Origin of the sequence: Amycolatopsis balhimycina FH 1894 (assembly GCF_000384295.1) — a bacterium.
Taxonomy (GTDB): domain Bacteria; phylum Actinomycetota; class Actinomycetes; order Mycobacteriales; family Pseudonocardiaceae; genus Amycolatopsis; species Amycolatopsis balhimycina.
The window spans coordinates 5,198,353-5,217,618 of the sequence record NZ_KB913037.1 but is presented as its reverse complement, the minus strand read 5'-3'; the positions used below and the strand labels follow the sequence as shown (position 1 = coordinate 5,217,618).

The 19,266-nt window shown below is 72.6% G+C and carries 9 protein-coding genes; 3 read left to right on the top strand and 6 right to left on the bottom strand.

From position 1 onward, the window contains the following. The first annotated feature begins 70 nt into the window (after window positions 1-70). The 3 genes from A3CE_RS0123300 (at window position 71) to A3CE_RS0123290 (ending at window position 3,797) form a co-directional block, all read left to right on the top strand. Entirely contained in the window at window positions 71-1,507 is a 1,437-nt protein-coding gene (locus A3CE_RS0123300) for a CCA tRNA nucleotidyltransferase (protein ID WP_020642527.1), read from the top strand. Between the two features lie 3 nt (window positions 1,508-1,510). Next, a complete protein-coding gene (locus tag A3CE_RS0123295; RefSeq protein WP_020642526.1) occupies window positions 1,511-2,830 on the top strand; it encodes a sensor histidine kinase in 1,320 nt (439 codons plus the stop codon). A 115-nt stretch (window positions 2,831-2,945) separates the two neighbouring features. Continuing rightward, window positions 2,946-3,797: a class I SAM-dependent methyltransferase gene (locus tag A3CE_RS0123290; protein ID WP_020642525.1), complete on the top strand. Its 852-nt coding sequence runs from the start codon at window positions 2,946-2,948 to the stop codon at window positions 3,795-3,797. On the opposite strand, the gene A3CE_RS0123285 is transcribed toward A3CE_RS0123290, so the two are convergent. Genes A3CE_RS0123285 through A3CE_RS58700 form a run of 6 tightly spaced genes read right to left on the bottom strand, consistent with a single transcriptional unit; the run spans window position 3,784 to window position 19,258 of the window. Beyond that, window positions 3,784-5,691, bottom strand: a complete 1,908-nt coding sequence (locus A3CE_RS0123285) for a TNT domain-containing protein (protein ID WP_026468778.1) — start codon at window positions 5,689-5,691, stop codon at window positions 3,784-3,786. The two genes, A3CE_RS0123290 and A3CE_RS0123285, sit on opposite strands and share 14 nt — an antisense overlap. A gap of 34 nt (window positions 5,692-5,725) precedes the next feature. Beyond that, the gene (locus A3CE_RS58705) at window positions 5,726-8,566 is read right to left on the bottom strand and encodes an ADP-ribosylglycohydrolase family protein (protein WP_020642523.1); all 2,841 of its coding nucleotides are present in this window, start codon (window positions 8,564-8,566) and stop codon (window positions 5,726-5,728) included. Between the two features lie 16 nt (window positions 8,567-8,582). After that, a complete protein-coding gene (locus A3CE_RS0123275; RefSeq protein ID WP_020642522.1) occupies window positions 8,583-10,826 on the bottom strand; it encodes an ADP-ribosylglycohydrolase family protein in 2,244 nt (747 codons plus the stop codon). Beyond that, window positions 10,827-12,242, bottom strand: coding sequence for a glycohydrolase toxin TNT-related protein (locus A3CE_RS0123270; RefSeq protein WP_245589575.1), 1,416 nt, complete (start codon window positions 12,240-12,242; stop codon window positions 10,827-10,829). Beyond that, window positions 12,239-12,673, bottom strand: a complete 435-nt coding sequence (locus A3CE_RS0123265) for a hypothetical protein (RefSeq protein WP_020642520.1) — start codon at window positions 12,671-12,673, stop codon at window positions 12,239-12,241. Before A3CE_RS0123265 ends, A3CE_RS0123270 begins: the two co-directional genes overlap by 4 nt. Beyond that, window positions 12,674-19,258 (bottom strand): WXG100-like domain-containing protein, encoded by a 6,585-nt coding sequence (locus A3CE_RS58700; protein WP_245589813.1) that lies wholly within the window; start codon window positions 19,256-19,258, stop codon window positions 12,674-12,676. Window positions 19,259-19,266 lie beyond the last annotated feature (8 nt).

Sequence of the window (19,266 nt, the reverse complement as noted above, 5' to 3'; positions counted from 1 at the left end):
TAGGCTGGCTCTCCGTGTCCGTGTCCGCCGGTGCCTGAGGTAATCGCACCTGGAACGTAGTGGGATTTTCGTGAACGACGTGGTCGACAAGCAGGTGGTGGAGCTGATGCAGGTCTCCCCCCTGGCGGAGGAGCTGGCGGAGCGGTTCGCCGGCGCGGGCCACCGCCTGTACCTCGTGGGCGGCAGCGTGCGCGACGCGCTGCTGGGCCGTCAGTCCGGTGACCTCGACTTCACCACGGACGCCCGGCCGGACCGGGTCCTGAAGATCGTCAGCGGGTGGGGCGACGCGGTCTGGGACGTCGGCATCGCGTTCGGCACGGTCGGCGTGACGAAGAAGGGCATGCAGCTCGAGATCACGACGTTCCGCGCCGACACCTACGACCGGGTCGGCCGCAACCCCGAGGTCACCTTCGGCGACAGCATCGAGGGCGACCTGCTGCGCCGCGACTTCACGGTCAACGCGATGGCCGTCGAGCTGGCGTCGAAGACGTTCATCGACCCCCACGACGGGCTGGGCGCGCTGCGGGAGAAGGTCCTGGACACGCCGGCGACGCCGCAGGAGTCGTTCGCCGACGACCCGCTGCGGATGCTGCGTGCCGGCCGCTTCGCCGCGCAACTGGGCTTCACCGCCGCGCCGCGCGTGATCGACGCGATGACGTCGATGGCGGGCGAGATCGACCGGATCACCGCCGAGCGCGTCCAGGCCGAGCTGTCGAAGCTGCTGCTCGCGGCCGACCCGCAGCCGGGACTGGAGCTGCTGGTCGGCACCGGGCTGGCCGACCGGGTGCTGCCCGAGGTGCCCGGGATGCGGCTGGCCATCGACGAGCACCACCAGCACAAGGACGTCTACCAGCACTCGCTGACCGTGCTGGCCCAGGCGATCGACCTGGAGAAGACGCACGAGCCGACGTCGGAACCCGACCTGGTCCTTCGGCTCGCGGCGCTGCTGCACGACGCCGGCAAGCCGGCGACCCGGGAGTTCCAGCCGGGTGGTGGCGTGAGCTTCCACCACCACGAGGTGGTCGGCGCGCGGATGGCCCGCAAACGTTTGCGGGCGCTGAAGTACTCGAAGGAGATCATCGACGACGTCTCCCAGCTCGTCTTCCTCCACCTGCGGTTCCACGGGTACGGCAAGGGCGAGTGGACGGACTCGGCGGTGCGCCGGTACGTGACCGACGCCGGTCCGCTGCTCACCCGGCTGCACAAGCTCGTCCGCGCCGACTGCACCACGCGCAACCGCCGGAAGGCGGCCGCGCTGCAGGCGACCTACGACGACCTCGAGGCCCGGATCGCCGCGCTCAGGGCCAAGGAGGACCTCGACCGCGTGCGGCCGGACCTCAACGGCGAGCAGATCATGGAGCTGCTCGGCCTCCAGCCGGGGCCGGACGTCGGGAAGGCCTGGAAGTTCCTCAAGGAGCTGCGGCTGGACCGCGGGCCGCTGGAGCACGACGAGGCCGTCGCCGAGCTGAAGAAGTGGGCCGCGGAAAACGGCATAGGGGGCGTCTGACCGGTGGCCGGCGGGGGCAGCTTCCTGGTAGCGCTGCTGAAGCGCGGCGCCCCGGCGATCGCCTCCGCCACGAGTGAGCTGCCCGACGAAATCGCCGACCCCGCTCCGATGCACGCGCTCCGGCGGATTTCGCGGATGTCCGGCCCGATCGACCCCACTGAGCGCGACACCCTGCTCCTGCGCGCGACCCGGTACGTCGTGCTCATCCCGCTGGGCTTCCGGCTGCTCGCCGTGCCCGGCCAGTTCGGCGTCTTCGTCTTCCAGCACGGGGTGACCGGGCTGGTGCCGGTCGGGGTGTTCACCCTGCTGTCGGTGCTGCTGAACCTGGTCGGCTTCCGCTGGATGTTCCGCTCGGCGCCGTTCCGCGGGCGGGACGCCGGGAAGCTCCTGGCCGTCGACCTGGTCTTCACGGTGCTCTCGCCGCTGGTCCTCGCGCTGACCGTGCCGGTGGAGGCGTACTTCGACGCGCTCGCGGTGAGCAGCGCCCACCTGTTCGGCGAGGTCGGGCTGCTGACGCTCGCGCTGGGCGTCCCGACCGGACTGGTGTTCGGGCTGGCCGCCTTCCCGCTGCGGATGCTGGCGAACTGGCTGAACACCGGCCGGTTCCACCTCGGGCCGGCGCTCTCGACGTTCTCCGCGCTGCTCGTGGAGATGTTCCTGGCCACCGCCGCGCTGCTGCTGACCGGGCTCGGGACGCGCTTGGCCCTGGCCTACGGCACCCGCAACGGACGGCTCGCCGAGCGTGCCCAGCAGCACCGGATGCTGCACGACACCGTGCTGCAGACGCTGGAGGCGATGGCGCTCTCCGACACTCCGAACGCCACCTCGAACGCGGAGGAGAGGCTGGTCGAGATGCAACGGCTCGCGCGGGCGCAGGCGATGGAGATCCGGCAGACGATCGAGTCGGCGGCGTCCGAGCGGGCCGAGGCCGGCGCCCGGCCACTGGGCGAGAAGCTCGCCACACTGGCCGCCGAGATGGCTCGCGATGGGCTGCGTGCCCAGCTCGTGGTGGCGGAGCTGGACGACGACACGCTGTCGGAGGTCCGGCAGATCGCGATCCGCGACGCCGTCCGCGAGGCGATGCGGAACACGATGAAGCACTCCGGCACCGACCGGGTCGTGGTCCGCGTCGAGGAGCGCGACGGCGGGATCGCGGTGATCACCCGCGACCACGGGAGCGGGTTCAGCGCGGCCGACCACCCGGCCGGGTTCGGCATCAGCGAGTCGATCACCGCGCGGCTGGCCGAGGTCGGCGGGACGTCGCTGGTCGAGTCGGGACTCGCCGGAGGTGGCACGCGGGTGACGTTGTGGGTCCCGTTCTGATGCTCTGCCGATGGATACCAATCCGACCACAGCCACGGCCGAATGGCTTCGTAGCAACGGTTACGCTCCGCGTGGGGGGCCGGCCTACTTTTGGCCGGATTAGTATCTCCTGACCATGACCTCGATCGAGCTGCTCGCCGACGCCCTCGCCGCCCACCGCGCCGGTGACCGCGACCAGGCCGCCGAACTCGCCGCCCAGGCCGGCCGCGCCGGCTCGTCGCTGGCCGCCGAACTGCGGACCTACCTGGCCGGGGACGGCTCGGCGCCGGTGTACGACCAGCCGAGCGCGTTCACGGCGTTCATCCGCGGCGGCGGCAACGTCGCGCTGTACCGGGCGCTGAGCGCCGCACTGGCCTCCCGCTACGACGCCGCGAAGCCGGAGTCGCTGCTGGACCTGGGCTGCGGTGACGGCCTCGCCGTCGTGCCCGCGCTGGAGCAGGCGTCGCACCTCCCGCCGCGGATCGACCTGGTCGAACCGTCGGCCGCGCTGCTCGAGGGCGTCCACGAGCGGGTGCCGTCGGCCCAGTGCTGGCAGTCGACCGCGCAGGACTTCCTGGCCCGCGACGACCTCGGCTGGGACTTCGTCCAGTCGACGTTCGCGCTGCAGTCCATCGAGCCGGAGCAGCGCGGGGAGGTCCTTCGCGCGCTTCAGCGGCGTACGGGCACGCTCGTGCTTGCCGAGTTCGACGTCCCGGAGTTCGCCGAAGGCTCGCCGGAGCACCTTCGCTCGCTCGTCGAGCGCTACGAGCGCGGCGTCGCCGAGTACGGGGACGACGCCAGGCTGGTCGCGCAGGGGTTCCTGCTGCCGGTCCTGCTCGGGATCGTCGACGGGCAGCAGCGGACGAACTGGGAGCACCCGGCCGCCGGCTGGGTCGAGCAGCTGAAGACGGCGGGCTTCACCGAGGTCGGCGTCGAACCGCTCGCCGACTACTGGTGGTCGCCCGCCGTCCTGATCACTGCCTGCTGAGGGCGCCCGTTTCGACGTGCTGGGCGAGCGGCCGCGGCAGCAGGTAGGCGACCGCGCCGCCCGGCATCGCGCTCCACGGCGCCATCACGCCGGTCAGCACCCGCAGCGACCGCTGCACCCGGTAGAGCCGCTTCTCCCGCTCGCGCTCGAACGCCAGCGACGCCTCGGCGAACCGCGTCCCGTCCGCGTGGACCAGGTTGCCGGTCTCGTTGCCGAACCGGACGACCGTCGTCCCCGGCGAGAGCACGATCAGGCGCTTGCCGCGGTAGAAGTTCAACGGCGGTTCGCCGCGCAGCGGCAGGACCGGCCAGTCGGCGGGCTGGTCGGACTCTTCCGCCGGTTGTGGCGGCATCATCAGCAGCACGCCGAGGAGGAACCGGGCCGCGTCGCCGAGCGAGCCGAACGCCACCGGTTCGTCGGCGGGCGGCCGGGAAACCTCCCAGCCGTTCTCCGCGCGGCGCAGTGTCCACACGCCTTCGTCGGGGATCTCGTCGGCGCCGATCCGGTACGCCGTGGCCGGCACGCCGTGCTCGGCGAGCCGCTGCTGGAGCAGCTCCAGGGTCTCCGCGCCCCGCAGGTTCCGGACTTGCTCACCGCGGGCGACACGGGTCAGCGCCCGGTCGTCCGGCAGGTCGGCGGTCGTCTGCGGCGGCCGCGGCTGGCCGAGGACCTCCGCCTCCGCCGTCGCGCGGACGAGCTCGCCGACGAACGGCGGCCGCCAGTTCATCGCCCGCGCCTGCTCGACCAGTTCCGGTTCCGGCGGCACCCCGTACTTGCGCAGGTAGTGCGGCACGGCGGCGGACCAGATCCAGGTGCCGTCGGTGTGGAACGCGTTCGGCACGTCCGGCGGCACGCCCGGCGCGCCGAAGATGTCCGGCAGCGGTGCGGGCCGGTGCAGCGCCACCGGCGCGCGGAACAGGTAGTCGAGCAGGCCGCGGACCTGGTCCGGCGGCACCGGCGGCCGGTTGACGACCGGGCGCTCCCCCTCGACGTGCGAGTCGGCGACCCGCGCGTGCCGGAACACGACGTCCAGCGGGAGCCCCGCCTTCGCGGTCAGCCACGCCGGCAGCTGCTTCGGCGTCCGCGGGAAGGTCGCCAGCTCCAGCTCGTAGGCGGCGGTCGACGGGCGGCCGCCGTCGTTGGGCGGCACCCGCCAGTCCGGCTCGCGGTCGGCGTCGAAGTCGAAGTCGAACTGCGACGCCGAGTCGAGTGTGAACGTGCCCTGGAACCACGTCCCGGCTTCGGGCTGGTACATCGCCGCCCGCAGCCGCGCGAAGAGCCCGCCGAGGCGGGGCACCGCGGGCAGTGACACCGACACCGGGCCGTCCTCGTCGCCGACCGCGCGGACCTCGATCTCCGCGTAGTCGCCGACCTGGCGGAACTGCGCGCCGACCCGCGCCCAGCCGCCGGGCACGGTGTGCAGCAGCGTCCGGCCGATCGCGCGCAGCAGCGCGTTCTGGTCGCCGGTGCCCGGCTGCGGCCGCGCCTCCGGTGTCTCGGTGAAGTCCTGCCGCGCCTGCCACAGTGCGCTGACCTGCTTGGCGGGCACCGTGACCGAGAAGTCCGTCAACCCCAGCTGCGCCGCGCGGGCGGCGTCGTCGCGGACCCAGCGCAACGTCAGCTCCGGCCGGTCGCCCGGCGCGACCTCGAAGATCTCGCCGTCGTACTCGCCGAAGGTGCGCAGCGTGAACGTCGACGGCACCTCGCTCGCCGGCACGACCCGCGCCGGACGGCCGTCGAACTCCTTGTCGAAGCCCTCCGGCGCCTCTTCCTCCGGCAGCACGGACAGCAGCACAGTGCCGTCCGTGGTCGACCGCTGCGCGCGGAAGGTCCCCTCACCCCATGTCGCATACAGGCCGTCCGGGCGTTCGGCCACTTCAACCCGGTTACGCACGTTTGTCCTCCCCGTCCCCAGTAGCCCCAAGAACCTAGTCGACCGGGTACCGAGCGAACCACCGGTCGTCGCCCGGCGCATCCGGGCCGAACTCGGCGAGCGCGTCGTCCGCCAGGCCGACGATGACATCGCGGAGCTCCAGCCGGTCCAGCCAGCTCTTCCGCAGGGCGTCCTCGCCGTACATCGCGCCGACGAGGTTGCCGCAGACCGAGCCGGTCGAGTCGCTGTCGCCGCTGTGGTTGACCGACGCGAGCAACGCCGAGTCGGCGTCCGTGGTGGTCAGCGCGACGTACACCGACATCGACAACGCCGTCTCGCCGACGTTGCCCTGTCCCAGCGATTCCAGCTTCTCCGGCGTCGGCGGCCCCTGTTCCGCCAGCTCCAGCGCCGCGTCGAGCGCCGTGCTCTGTTCTTCGTGCGCCGGGTGCTTCACGAGCTCGGCCCGTGCGGTCGCGACCGCCTCGAGCAGCGGCTTTCCGTGCAGCAGCTCGTGCACGATCACCGCGAAGCACCCCGACGGCAAATACCCGCTCGGGTGACCGTGGGTCAGCGCCGCGCTCTCGGCGCCGAGCCGGAACACCTCGGCGAGGTCGTCGGACCACAGCGCGATCGGCGCCGCCCGCATGACGCCGCCGCAGCCTTTCGAGTTGTTCACCGGCCGTTCCATCGTGCCCCGGACGCCGGAGCGGCCGTACGCCTCCAGTTCGCCGAAGCAGGTCAGGCCCGGTGCGCGCCGGCTGAACAGCTCCTGGTGCGTGATCAGCCGGCCGTCCGGCACCTCGGCGTCCGACCGCGGCCCGCGGGCCCGGTCCCACGCGACGCCCTGGGTGTGCAGCCAGCGCTGGTAGGCCATCTGCAGCGAGTGCACGACGTCGGCGGAGCCGGTCCGGCGCCGCTGGGCGTGCGCCCGGATCAGCGCTTCGAGCGTGAACAGCGTCATCTGCGTGTCGTCGGTGATCCGGCCGGCGCCGCCGTACGCGGGGATGAAGTCGGTGATGCCGTCCGGCCCGGCGAGCTCGCGGATCCGGTCGATCGAGTCGAACTCCGTCTTCGCGCCCAGCGCGTCGCCGATCGCCCCGGCCAGCAGGCTGCCCCGCAGTCGCGATCGCAAGGGAAGTCCCTTCGGTTTCGGGGTGAAGCGGCCGCTCGGGTAGCGGCGCTCCCAGCGGGCGTGTTCCGCGGTCTCCGTCTGGAGGCCGTTGCGGTTGAAGTACCAGAAGACGTCGCTGGCGACGTCGTCGAGCAGGCCGAGGTCGGGCAGGGCCGCCACCCACGCGGCGGGCAGCCCGGGTACGCCGAGCCGTGCGCCGGCCATCGCTCCGGCGAGTGCGCCGGCCACCGGGCCGGACCGCGCGGCGAGCGTGATCGCCGCTTCCGGGTCGTAACCGCGCTTGGCCGCGGCGAACAGTGCCCGGCCGAGCACCGACCGGACACCCCGGCCGTCGCCGATGGTTTCGAGCTGCGTGACGTCGTCGGCGTCGCGGTCCTCGCGCAACGCCAGCGTCGATGCCGCCAGGTCGCCGCCCAGTTCGCGCAGCCGCAGATGCACCGGCACCGCGAACGCGTCCCGGGTGAGCAGGGCCTGGAACAGCGCGATCAGCAGGTCGACGCCCTCGGTGACCTCCGCGCCGGCCGCGCTGCCGGTCAGCTCCCGGGCGACGTCCTTCGCGTACTGCTCGCCGTCGACGTCGGCCATGGCGGCCGCGCCCGTCGGCGTCGCGGCCAACGCCGTGGCCAGCAACGCGGAGAACTCGGCGGGCGCGGGACCCGCGTGCCGCGTCGCGACGGCGAGCCAGCCGTCCGGGTCCGGCTCGGGCAGGGTGGCCGGCACCTCGCCAGTGGGCACCGGCGGCAGGCCGCGCAGCACCGCGTCGGTGTGGAACAGCAGGCGCCGCGTCAGCCCGCCCATCGGCAGCGGGCCCGTGGCGCCGCCGCCCAGCGCGTCCCCGATCGCGAAACCGACGTACGCGCCGACGATCCGGTGCCAGGCGAAGCGCCCGGCGAGCGTGCCGAAGGCGGAGAACTTCCCGAACGTCCACGGCACCGGACGCGGGTGCGCGTGCTCGTCCACGTGCGCGATCAGGCCGTTGGCGCCCAGGTCGGCGGGCCATTCCGGCTCCTGGCCCGCCCGCCGCCGGACGCCGTTGCGGTACTGCCAGGCGAACCCGCGCAGGTACCGGACGCACTCGGCGGGCGTCAGCTCGAAGTGGTGGTCGCGGGCGTGGTCCACCGCGTACCGCAGGTGGCGTTCCAGCAGGTCGGGCGGCTCGACGCCGAACTCCGCGACCAGCGCGGGCAGTGCTTCGGCGACTTCGGGCCCGGCTTCCGGCGCGGGCTCTTCACGCTTCGGACGGCGCTCACCGTCATCGACCACGCCCAGCTCGGCCGCCGTGAGGCTGCGGACGAGCCCGGTGCCGGGATCGAGCGTCAGCCCGGTCGACGGCCGGTCGGCCAGCAGTTCGCGGACCGTCACCCGCCGTCGGCGCGGGTACCGTCCGGGCACCTTCGCCGACGAGCTGTAGGCGATGATCTCGCGCCCGGTCGGCACCGGTCGCACCAGTGGCTCGCCGTCCGGCAACGGCACCAGCACTTCACAGTCCAGCAGTGCGCGTACGAACTCGGGGCGGCTGATCCAGTTCGCGCCCAGGTAGTTCAGCAGCTTCTCGGCGTCCGTCGTGGGCACCGGAAAGCCGCTCCACACTGGACCCGGCCGGTACTGCTCGTTGACGCGGCGCGGGCCCGTCGGCTCACCGAACGCCGTGTACTGCGCCCAGCCGCGGATCGCCCGCACCGGGATGCCGAGGCCGGGAAACGCCTTCTCGTCGAACTCCGGGTCGACATCGGGTCGCCACTCGACGAAGCCCTCTTCTGTCATTCTCCCCATCCTCGCGCTAGTGCCGCGGGTAGCGCTCGATCCACTGGTCGCCGAGCGCGCTCAACGCCGAGTGCCGGTCGAAGTGCCAGTAGGCGTCCGAAGCGACGTTCTCGACCAGGTACCGCAGCTCCAGCTGGTCGACCCACTTCTGCGGCAGCCCGGGGATCCCGGTGCGCGCGCCGAGCAGGGCACCGGCGATCGCGCCGGTCAGCGCGCTGCGGCCGGAGTGGTTGACGGCGCGAAGCAGCGCCTGCTCCGGGTAGTTCTCGAAGCCGGACAACGCGGCGAACGCGCGTCCGAGCACGGACAGCGTCGTCTTGCCGTCGCCGATCAGCTCGGGCATCCGCAGGTCCGGCAATCCGTGCTCGCCGAAGAAGGGGACGGACTCGGCGACCATCTCCCCGATCTCCGTCCACTCGGGACCCTGCTGGAACTGGTTGTCCGGGTTGAGCACCTCGCGGCTGAGGTTCCAGATCGGGAAGCTGAACGGGTCCTTGGTCAGCGCGTGCTCGAACAGCCAGGTCAGGTAGGTCGCGGCGGCCAGGTCGGGCTCGGTGGGGTGGGTGACGCCCGCCAGGCCGCGCACCGCCTGCCGCGCGCCGCCGCTGAACCCGCTGCCGGGCCCGGCCATGGTCAGCGCGGCGGACAGCGCGGGGATCAGCGCGGCCGGCCCGGTCATCGGCAGCGCACTGGCGGCGCCGGTCGCGAGCTGGTGGTAGCCGTTGAGCTCGGCGTCGTCGGCGTCGCGCCGGGCGTGCAGGTCCGGAACCTGCACCAGCCAGCCGTCCAGCGCGTCCATCGGCGCGCCCTGGGTGCGCAGCCAGCGCTGCAGCGCCCCGCGGACGACGTCGGGGAAGAGCTGCTCGGCTTCGCGGGACTCCGGCTGCTCGCGGTGCGGGCTGCGGATCACGGCCTCGGTGTAGAACAGCAGCCGCTGCGTCAGCGAGCCGATCCGGCCCGGCTGGTCGAACGCCGGGACGAGGTCCGTGACGCCCTCGATGCCGAACTTCGAGTGGATGTCGTGCAACGGCATGCGGTCGACGGCCGCACCGAGGGCCTCTCCGAGCGCGAAGCCGACGTACGCGCCCGTGACGCGCTGCCAGCCGTAGCGGAAGCCGTCGAGGTCCCGCTCGAAGTACTTGCCGAACGTGTCCAGCCGCGGCACCGTGCGGCCGGTGTTGTCGTACGACGGCGCCAGGCCGTTCGCGCGCAGGTCGTTGGGCTTGCTGCGTGGCGGTTCCGGCATGCTCAGCCGCTTCAGCCAGGACTCACCCAGGATGGTCTTCGCGCACTCCTCGGCGGTCAGCTCGAAGCCCCGCCGCCGTGCCTTCTCGGCCGCGACGAGCGGCGGCTTCACCGGGTCGGGCAGCCCCATCCGGGACGCCGTTTCGGTGGCGACGCGGAGCAGGTCCTCCTCAGCTTCCGGGCAGCGGCCGTGCACGTCGATGCGCGGCTCGTGCCGCGGGAACCGCTGGACGATCTCGGCGAGCTCGCCGCTCGAGACGTCCTCGATGGTCGTCGGGCCGCCGTTGATCACCAGGTTCGGCGGGTGCTCGAACTCGGCCAGCGTCGCGACGTCCACCTTCCACCAGCCGTGCTCGCGCGACGGCAGGTTCCGGGTCGAGCTGAAGACCTTGAGCTCGTTGCGCTCCTCGGCGAAGTAGAACCGGTCGGTCTTGCCGGTCTCCAGGTCGAGCGGGACGAACACCTCGCAGCGGATCAGTCCGATGAGCAGCAGCTCGCGGGTCAGCCAGCCGACGCTGGCGAACGACAGCAGCGTCTCGAGGGTGTTCTCCGGCTTCGGGTAGCCGCGGCGGATCGGCCCGGCCTTGTACTCGGGGTTCTCGCGCTCTTCGCCGGTCTGGTTCCCGTCGGCGTCGACCTTCACCCAGCCCGCGACGGCCTGCAGCGGCACGCCCAGCTCGCCGAGCCCGGCCTTCACGTACTCGGGATCGACGACCTCGCGCCAGTTCTCCTGGCCGGGGAACGCCACCGGCACCGACAGCCCGCCCGGGTGCGGGTGCGCCTGCCGCAGCTCGCCGTCCGGCTCGCGGACGACCACCGACGGCGGCGGGAAGATCTCCTTCTCCGGCCGGCCCTCGTCGAGGAACGCGATGGTGTTGTAGGGCACCGACCAGCCCTCGGGGATGCGCAGGACCCTCTCGGTGTCCACCCGGAGCCCGGCGGGACCGGAGACGTCCGGGCCGTGCACCGCGCGCAGCCACTGGCCGACCTTGGCAATCGCTTCCGCCGCTTCCACCTACTCGATCCTCTCCAGGCTTCCGTCGGACTCGTGCTCGGCGATCGTCTTCGGCAGCACGAAGGCCACCGCACCACCCGGCAGATTCGCCCACGGGACCGTGATGCCGGTGATCACGTGCAACGGGCGTCTGAGCCGGTAACTCCGCCGTTCCCGCTCTCGTTCGAGCGGCAGCGACGTCGTGGCGAACCGTACCTCCCCGTGGTGGACGAGGTTGCCGGGTTCCTCGCCGAAGCGCAGGACGACCGTACCCGCCACCAGCCTGGTGATGCGCTTGTTGCGGAGCAGGGTGAGGGGAGGCTCACCCGGCGCCGGGTGCACCGGCCAGTCGTCGAGTTCCTTCGCCGTTTCCAGCGGGGTTTCGTGCCCGGCGGTCATCCGGGCGGGGTGCAGCAGGAGTGCGCCGAGCAGCTGCTGCGCGGCGTCCTCGAGCCGGTCGAAGTACTTCGGTTCGCGGGGTTCCCCGCCGGCGTGCGCGGCGACCTCCCAGCCGTCGGACGTGTAGTTGAGGCACCACGTGCCGTCCGCCCGCTCCCCGACCCGGTACGCCTCGGGCCACACCCCGTGCTCGCCGAGCCGCTGCACCAGCACGATCAGCAGTTCGTCGTCGGCGAGCTTCGGGTCCGGCGTGGTCTCCAGCTCGGCGACGACGTCGCCGACGGTCTTCTTCACGTCGGCGCGGCCCGGCTTCGGCCGCGGCTTGCCCAGCAGGTCCGCCTCGGCGGTCCGGCGGACCAGCGGCTCGACGTACGGCGGCTGGTAGTGGTGACGGCGGATGTGCGCGACGAGGTCCGGCTCGGGCGGCACGCCGTACTCCGCCAGGAGGTGCGGCACCGCCGCGTGCCAGATCCAGGTGCCGTCGGTGTGGAAGCGCTCGTCGCCGTCTTCGTGGACGACGGCTTCCCGCTCGAGGTACTGCAGCACGAGCGGCACCTCGGTGCCGGTCAGCGGCGGCCGGTCGACGTCCGGTCCCCCGACGTCGGCGTGCCGGAACACCACGCCGAGCGGTAGTTGCGCGCGTAGCCGCCACCAGTCGGGGATGTGCTCGTCGGCGCGGGGGAACTCGGCGAGCTCCTCCGGGTAGCCCGCCGGCTCCGGCTGCTCCGTCCACAAAGGATCATCGTCGAGCGCGAAGTCGAAGTCGAAGGTGCCGTCGGGGTCGAGGGTGAACCGCGCCTGCAGCCAAGTGCCGCGGCCTTCGGCGTACATCCCGGCCCGCAGCTCGGCGAAGACGTCGGCCAGCTCGTCCGGCGTCGCCGTGTTGTGGCCCGCGATCTCGGTGTGCTTCCCGAGCTGCCGGAAGTCGACGACGGCCGGCGCGACGGCGTCGGCCCGGTGCTGCCGGACGAGCTTCCCCAGCCGTACCAGGACAGCGCGCTGCTCTTCGGGCGAAAGTCGATGTTCCACGTGAATCATCGCGCCAACGTCGACGTGTAGCCGAAGGTCGGGGGTTCGCCGGCGTCGCGGCGGGCGAACTCGTCCTCCCACATCTTGAAGGTGCGCCGGTAGATCGAGTCGATCAGCGCACGCTCTTCCTTGGTGATCTTGCGGTTCTCCTCTTCCGTGGCGGCCCAGATCGCGTCGATGGTCTGGTAGAGCGCGAAGATCGGCCCGTCGCCGCGAAGGTAGTTGTGTCGTTCCTCCTCGGTCCGGCGCACGAACCGTTCCCGGTCGAGGCTCCGGATGTCCGGCCCGTGGTCGAAGAGCACATCGATGACGTGTTCCGGTTTTTCCTCGAAGGCTCCGGTCTGCCAGTTCAGGATGCGACCGGTCAGCCCGCCGTCGGGTGTGCTCTCGACCACATAGGTGTGGTCGTAGTACTCGAAGTAGGACGGCGTCTGGACCATTTAGAGACTCCCCTGCAGCGCGTCCCAGAACAGGTCCCGTTCGCGCTTGATCAGCCCGTCGATCAGGGCTCGTTCCTCGTCGGTGTGGGTGCGGCCCTCGGCCTTCGCGAGCGCCTTGAAGTCACGGCGGACTTCGTACAGCGAGTGCTCGTACGCCGAAACGTCGTCCAAGGACTTCAGGTGGAGGCGCAGCTCGGCGACGTGCCCGTCGATGCGCACGCTCATCTGCAGGTCGCGATAACCCGCCGGCGCGGGGTTGGCAAAGCGGTCGTCGAAGTCGACGATCTCCAGGTCGGGATGCTCCGCGATCCGGGCCAAGGCGGCGTAAGCGTCCTGCACGCGCTCGAACTGGATCATCGCGCCCGCGAGGTCGACCAGCCGCGACGCGTCGCCGTTGTAGTTGGTGTTGATCTTGTCCATCGCCCGGCCTTCGGACTTCGGTCCGGGCCGGAAGCCCGCGTGGCCGCCGGTCTGCTCCGCCAGCGGCGGCAGGATCTCCTTCAGCTTGAGGTCGGCACGAGCCGCTTCCCGGTAGCGCTCGGCGAGGTACTCCCGCGTGTAGGTCTCGTCCCCGAGCTTGCTCTGGTCGAACGGTGCCTGCTTGCGGTGCGCGTTCGGGTGCTCCTTCGCCTGGTCGATCACTTCCCGCGAGGTCTCGGCCTGCTCAGGCGTGAGCGGCGTCGGATCCGCGTGCGCTGCCACCGGGTCCGCGTCGGGCAGCGGGTGGTGCACCTCGTGCACGGCGTCGGCCAGGATCGGGATGGCCTCGTCGTGCACCAGCAGGCTCGCGATCGTCTCCGGCTTGCGCAGCAACGACCGCGTCAGGAACTCGTTGGCCGGGTCGTGGAGCAGGTCGACCAGCTCCGGGTGCTCGGCCAGCCGCGTCCGGACGAACTCGCCGACCGGCCCGAGGTTCTGCGGGTTCCCGTCGTGGTCCTTGACGACGAGGTCGGTCGTGGCGCCGGCGAGCGCTTCGGCGATCCGCGGCTGGGCGAGGAGCTCGTCGAGCCGCGACTGCGGGACACTGCCGTAACCGCCGTGCTTGCCGCCGCCGTGCTCGGGCTGGACGTGGACCTCGTCCGGCGTGCCGATGTGCATCAGCTTGATGCCCTTCGGCGGCTGCGGCAGGTGCATGAGGTCGCCGGACTGCGGGTCGATGAACGCGACGCCGTCACGGGTGTGGACGACCATCGCGACGTGCCCGTACACGACGCCGTTCGGGCCTTCGTACTTCACCGCGACCACGGCGTGGTGGTCGAGCGGCCGGTCCCGCATCTCGCGGATGACGTCGTCGTAGCTGCCGCGCGCGGAGAACGTCTCGCCGAACCGGCCCTCGAGGTGCTCGAGGGTGCCGCGGGTGCCCATCTCGTGGAAGAGGACGGGCTCGGCCGTCATGTCACCGCCGCGCAGCCGGTCCAGGTACGCCTCGGGCCCGCGGGTGCAGTTCGACATGTACCCGTTCTCCAGCGCGCCGGGCTGGTGGAAGCCCGGGTTGACGTCACGCAGGTGCGGGTGCCGGTCCTGGACGTAGGCCGCGCGCTCCGCCGGTGTCGCCGTGTCGGCGTGGATGGCCGGTTCGGACGGCGGGTTCGTCGCGCGCGCCAGCGGCGAGTAGTCCGGTTGCGGCTCGGGGACCACGGGCGGTTCCGAGCCGTCGAGGACGTCGCTGACCGATTGGTGTTCCGGCTGGTGAAGCTGCTCGGGCTCGCCGAAGCCGCCGAGGCGCTCCATCAGCGCGGCCTGCCGGCGCCGTTCGAACTCGGCCGCGTTGTGGTCGTTCTCGGCGCGCCGCTCGGCCATCTTGTGTTGCGCGGCCTCGGGGTCGAGGTAACGCGGGTGGCCGGGCCCGATCTCCTCGGCCTCGATCACCCACTTGCGGCGGCCCTCGGGCGTGATCTCCAGCCGCCGCTCGTGCACCAGCAGCTGGGTGCCGGGCGGCGAGAGCGCCTCGCGCTCGGACGGGTTCTCGGCGAGCTTCGAGATGTCGCGGAGGTTGTCGGACCGGACGTGCAGCTCGACGTCGTCGCCGAACTTGCTGGTCGAGAACTCGCCGGTCTTGATCGACGCGCTGGAGAACGCCGGTTCGACGACGACCGCGCCCGGCTCGTACGGCCCGGCGACCAGCTCGGCCAGCCGCGGGTCGCCGCCGACGTCGAAGGCGCGGATGCTCTCGCCGGACGTGCGCGGGACCTGGTTGAGGCCGTCGGTGATGGCGCGCGCGTTCGCCTGCGCGAGGTCGAAGCCGGGGTGCCCCGGGCCGCGGCGCAAGGCCTCGTTGACGTCGTAGGCGTACTCGCCACGCGTGTAGCCGTGGACCGCGACCGCGCCTTCGTCGGTCAGGGGCAGTCCGGCGGCGTCCCGGCGGGCCAGCGCGCGGTCGTGGATCTGCTGGTAGATGCCCTCGTCGCCGACCGCGCGGCGGATGCTCTCGTGGTCGGCGGGGGTGCCGCGGTGTTCGCCGTCGAAGAGGTAGCCCTCGTCGTGCGGCGGCCGTTCGGGCGCGGGGTTGAGCCGGTCGGCGATCGTCTGTGCTGTTTCGTGCGGCGGGGTCTCCCCGCCGCCGAGGGGCAGCTCGCGGATGCCGGTGGCGTCGTGCGGCAGTTCGGCGAGCCGTCCGGTGACCGGGTCGGCGAACACGACGCCGTGCTCGGTGTGGACGGCGGCGACCAGCCGTTCCGCGCCGGCGTGGTCGAAGGCGACGGCGGCCCGCGCGCCCACGGGACGTTCGCCGAGGTCACGGGCGACGTCGTCGAAGCCGCCCCGGTTGCTCCACGGCCCGTCGAGGCGCTCGCCCCGGGACGGCCCGGCGACGACGTCCTCGCCGTTCGTCCGCCGTTCGAAGGCGACCATCGACTCGGCGGCGTTGGTGCGGAAGCCGTGCTCGTGGGCGTCCGGGCCGTAGTGGTTGCGGGTGTTGACCGCACCGAGCTCGGGAACGGCGTCGCGCACGAGGCGCGCGTGCTGCTGCGGCGTCTCGACGGACCCGGCGTGCAGCACGGGCACGCCGCCCGGGGCGAGCGGCCCGGCGAGCCGGGACCAGCCACCTTCGGGCTCCCCGGTGGCCGGCACGCGCCGCTCGGGCGGCGGCGGAGCGTCCGCGGGGTCGAAACCGAGGAGCTTGGACATGTCGCCGGTGGGCTTGAGGTGGGGGTGCTCGGCGTAGAACTGCTCGAGCTCGGCGTCGGCCTCGCGCTGGAAGCGTTCCTCGTCGGCACGCTCCTGGGCCCGGCGTTCTTCGACGGCGGTCCGGGCATCGGCCTCCCCGAGATGCCGCGGATCACCGGACGTGACCTCTTCGGCGTGCACGACCCACTGCGGCTCGCCGCGCTTGTGGTTCGGGTGTTCGGGGTGCCCGGGTCCCCTCTCGACACCGGTGACCCGGAACTGCGTTCCGGCCTTGAAGAGGACTTCGCGTTCGTGCCCGATGCTCGCCAGCGCTTCGACGTCCCGGCCGGTCCTGGACTGGATCCGCATCTCGACCTCGCCGGGGAAGGTGCTGCGCGGGTGCTCCGCGTCGACCTTCGACGAGCTGAGGAACGACGGCTCGGTGATGTGCGCACCGTCGTGGAACCGCCCGAGGAAGGCCTGCAGCCGCGCGGGATCGCCGTGGAAGTCGACCCGCCGCGAAACGGTCCCGAGGTGCGGCGGCAGCTCGTTCAGCCCGGAAGCGAGGGCCCCGGCCTGCGGAGCGAGATCGACGAGCTCGGGCCCGCCCATCCGCAGCGCCCGGTTGAGCGGCCCGACCATCTCGTACCGCGTGTAGGCGTGCACGGCGAACGCCCCGGCGTCGGACATGCCGGGGTGGAACTCGTCGCGCTTGGCGAGCGCCTCGCGCCGGACCTGCTCGTGACGCCACTCGCCGGACTCCGGGCTGTGCCGCCCGGAGTCCATGAAGGTGTCTTCGATCCGCCGGACCCCGGCGGGATCGTCGGTGTGGAAGGCGTGGTCGGCGAGGTAGGGCTCGTCGGGCTGAAGGTGAGCGGGTTGCCCGTCGTGGTGGGAATCCGGCGAGTGGTCGGTCGGGTGTTCTTGAGTCGCGTGCTCTGCGGTGGGCTGCTCGGCAGGGTGTTCTTGGGCCGGCGGCGCCGGGTGTTCCCGCGCGGGCGCGGTCGGTGGCTGCTCGGCAGGTCGCGGCTGTTCCGGCACACGGTCGACCGGCCGCGGCGGGTCGAACGGGCTCTGCGGCCCCCGCGGCAGGTGCTCCGCCGGCGGACCGAACCGAGGCGGCGGCACCTGAGGCGGCCCCACACGCGGGTCGTGCGGTGGCATCGGCGGGCGCCCGCCCGGTGGGGGCGGCATCGGTGGCCGTCCGCCGGGACCCTGGGGGCCGCGCGGCTGGTTCGGGTATCCGGCGGGACGCTGCGACCCGGGCATCGGCGGACGCTGCCCGCCCGGCGGCATCCGCCGCGGATCGTGCGGATGCATCCCACCCTGCGACGGCGGGCCTCCCATCGGCGGCTGCCCAGCCGGCGGGAAGTGCCCCCGCTGGGGCGGCTGCCCACCCAGAGCTTGCGGCCCGCCGCGCGGCGGTGGTCCGCCGGGCTGAACCGGCGGTTGTCCGTGCGGGGGCTGCCCGCCCGGTTGAATCGGTGGTTGCCCACCGTGCGGAGGTTGGCCGCCGTGAAGAGGTTGCGCCGGGTGCGGTGGCTGACCTGGCGGTTGCGTTCCCTGCCGCCGGGCGGTGTGGGGTGGCTGGGCGCCCTGCGGCGCGGGTGGCTGACCTTGCTGCAGCATCCAGCGGGGGTCCTGGGGCGGGACCCGTCGCGGCTGCTCTCCGCCACGCGGCGGCATCGGCTGCTGCGGCGGCGGCCCGGCCGGTCGCGGACCCGGGCCACCGCCGTTCGGCGTTCCCGCGGGCGGCGGTGGCGTGAACCCACCCGGAGGCGGTGCCTGCTGCGGCGACGGTCCGTTCTGGAACGCCGCCGTCCCGGCCTCCGCCGCGAACGGCTGGCTCGCACCGCCCGTGAACCCGGCCGCTCCGACGTTGTCCTGCGGGCGTCCGCCGCTCTGCCGTCCCGCTTCGGGGCCGAATCCCGGCGGCGGTGCCATGCCGTATCCGCCACTCGGCGAACCGTTGCCCGTCGCCGAAGCCGGACGCTCAGCCTGTCCGGAGCCGGGCTGCTCGGCCGCCTGCCGGGGCTCGACGGACTGCCGTGCCGGGCCCGGCTGCCCCTGACTCGGCGCGTTGTCCGCACGCTGCTCCTGCCGGACCTCCGGCTCGGACTCCACCCGCGTGCCCGACGAAGACGGAGCTTCCCGCCCCGACTCCGCCGCAGGTCGTGGCTCTTCCCGCGGCGCTTCGGGTGACGGCGACGCCTCGCCCCGCGATTCAGGTTCCCGGCGAGCCTCTTCCCCGCGCGATTCGGGCTCGGCGGCCTCACGTCGGGGTTCTTCGCCCCGCGGCTCCGGCTCCGACGAAGCTGCGGCCCGCGGTTCCTCTGCCCGTGACTCAGGCTCGGACGGCGCCTCGCGTCGAGGTTCTTCGCCCCGAGATTCGGGCTCCGAGGACGCCTCGCGCCGCGACTCCGGCTCCGAGGCCCCCTCTGCCCGCGACCCGGACTCCGACGACGAGCCTCCCGCGTCATCCGGCCCACCGGATCCACCCGGCTCCGTCCGCGGGATGTTCGCCTCGTGGATGGCGTGCAGCTGCTCCTTCGCGCCCCCGACGGCACCGCCGACCGCGCCGCTCGAAGCGCCCATCACCAGCTGCTCCGGCGTCAGGGACCCCAAATCCCCGGTGACGGCCGCCTGTCCGACCGTCTGCGCGACCCCCTCGACCGCGCCGCGTGCTCCCGCGCGCATGGCCGCGTCCGCGATCTGGCCGCCGGCGCTGTGGGACAGCCCCTCGGTGGCGCCTCGGCCGATCGAGCCGGAAGCCGCCCCCACGACCCCGCCGACCGCGCCCGAAACCGCCGCGTCGGACGTCTTGGACCAGTCCCAGCTCCTGCGGTCGCCCTTGGCCATCTGCAGACCCTGGATGCCCGCGTCCATGCCGAGGTTGATGGCCTCGTTCTTGAGGACCTCCATGCCGATCTTCTTGAGACCCTGCTTGAGCAGCTGCTCCAGCAGCTCCTTCGCGACCTGCTTGAACCCCTGCTGCGCGAGCTTCTCGAGCAGCTGCCGGAACAGCATCTGCACGGTCATCCGGGTGGCGATCTGGGCCGGCGCGATGCCCGCCGTCGAGCCGCCGAACGTCACCGCGGCCGCCGCGATCATCGCCGCGATCTGGGCCGCCAGGATGATCAGCGAAATGATGATCATGTACTTCGTGTACTCGACGTCCAGCGCCGTCTGGTCGCAGGAATCGCCCAGGGCCTTCGTCGCGTCCGCCAGCTGCTTGAAGTACGCCTCGTCGCCCTCGACGAACTTCTTCCACTGCTCGGCGAACGCGTCGGCGCCGTCTCCGGTCCAGTTGTCGTGGATGCCCTGAGCGGCCTGGTTGCCCGCGTCGGAAGCCGGCCCGATCGCCGAAGACGCCGTGTGCCACGCGTCGCGCAGGGCGCGCAGCCTGGTCTCGTCGCCCTCCGGCCAGCTCTCCCCGACGACGATCGGCAGCAGCCACTTGACCGCGTCGGGCATCTCCATCCCCACGC

Excerpts from the sequence above, each read along its gene's own strand:
- A3CE_RS0123290 (WP_020642525.1), top strand. The coding sequence starts at position 2,946 with ATGACCTCGATCGAGCTGCTCGCCGACGCCCTCGCCGCCCACCGCGCC.
- A3CE_RS58705 (WP_020642523.1), bottom strand. The coding sequence starts at position 8,566 with ATGACAGAAGAGGGCTTCGTCGAGTGGCGACCCGATGTCGACCCGGAG.
- A3CE_RS0123270 (WP_245589575.1), bottom strand. The coding sequence starts at position 12,242 with ATGATTCACGTGGAACATCGACTTTCGCCCGAAGAGCAGCGCGCTGTC.
- A3CE_RS0123265 (WP_020642520.1), bottom strand. The coding sequence starts at position 12,673 with ATGGTCCAGACGCCGTCCTACTTCGAGTACTACGACCACACCTATGTG.
- A3CE_RS58700 (WP_245589813.1), bottom strand. The coding sequence starts at position 19,258 with ATGGAGATGCCCGACGCGGTCAAGTGGCTGCTGCCGATCGTCGTCGGG.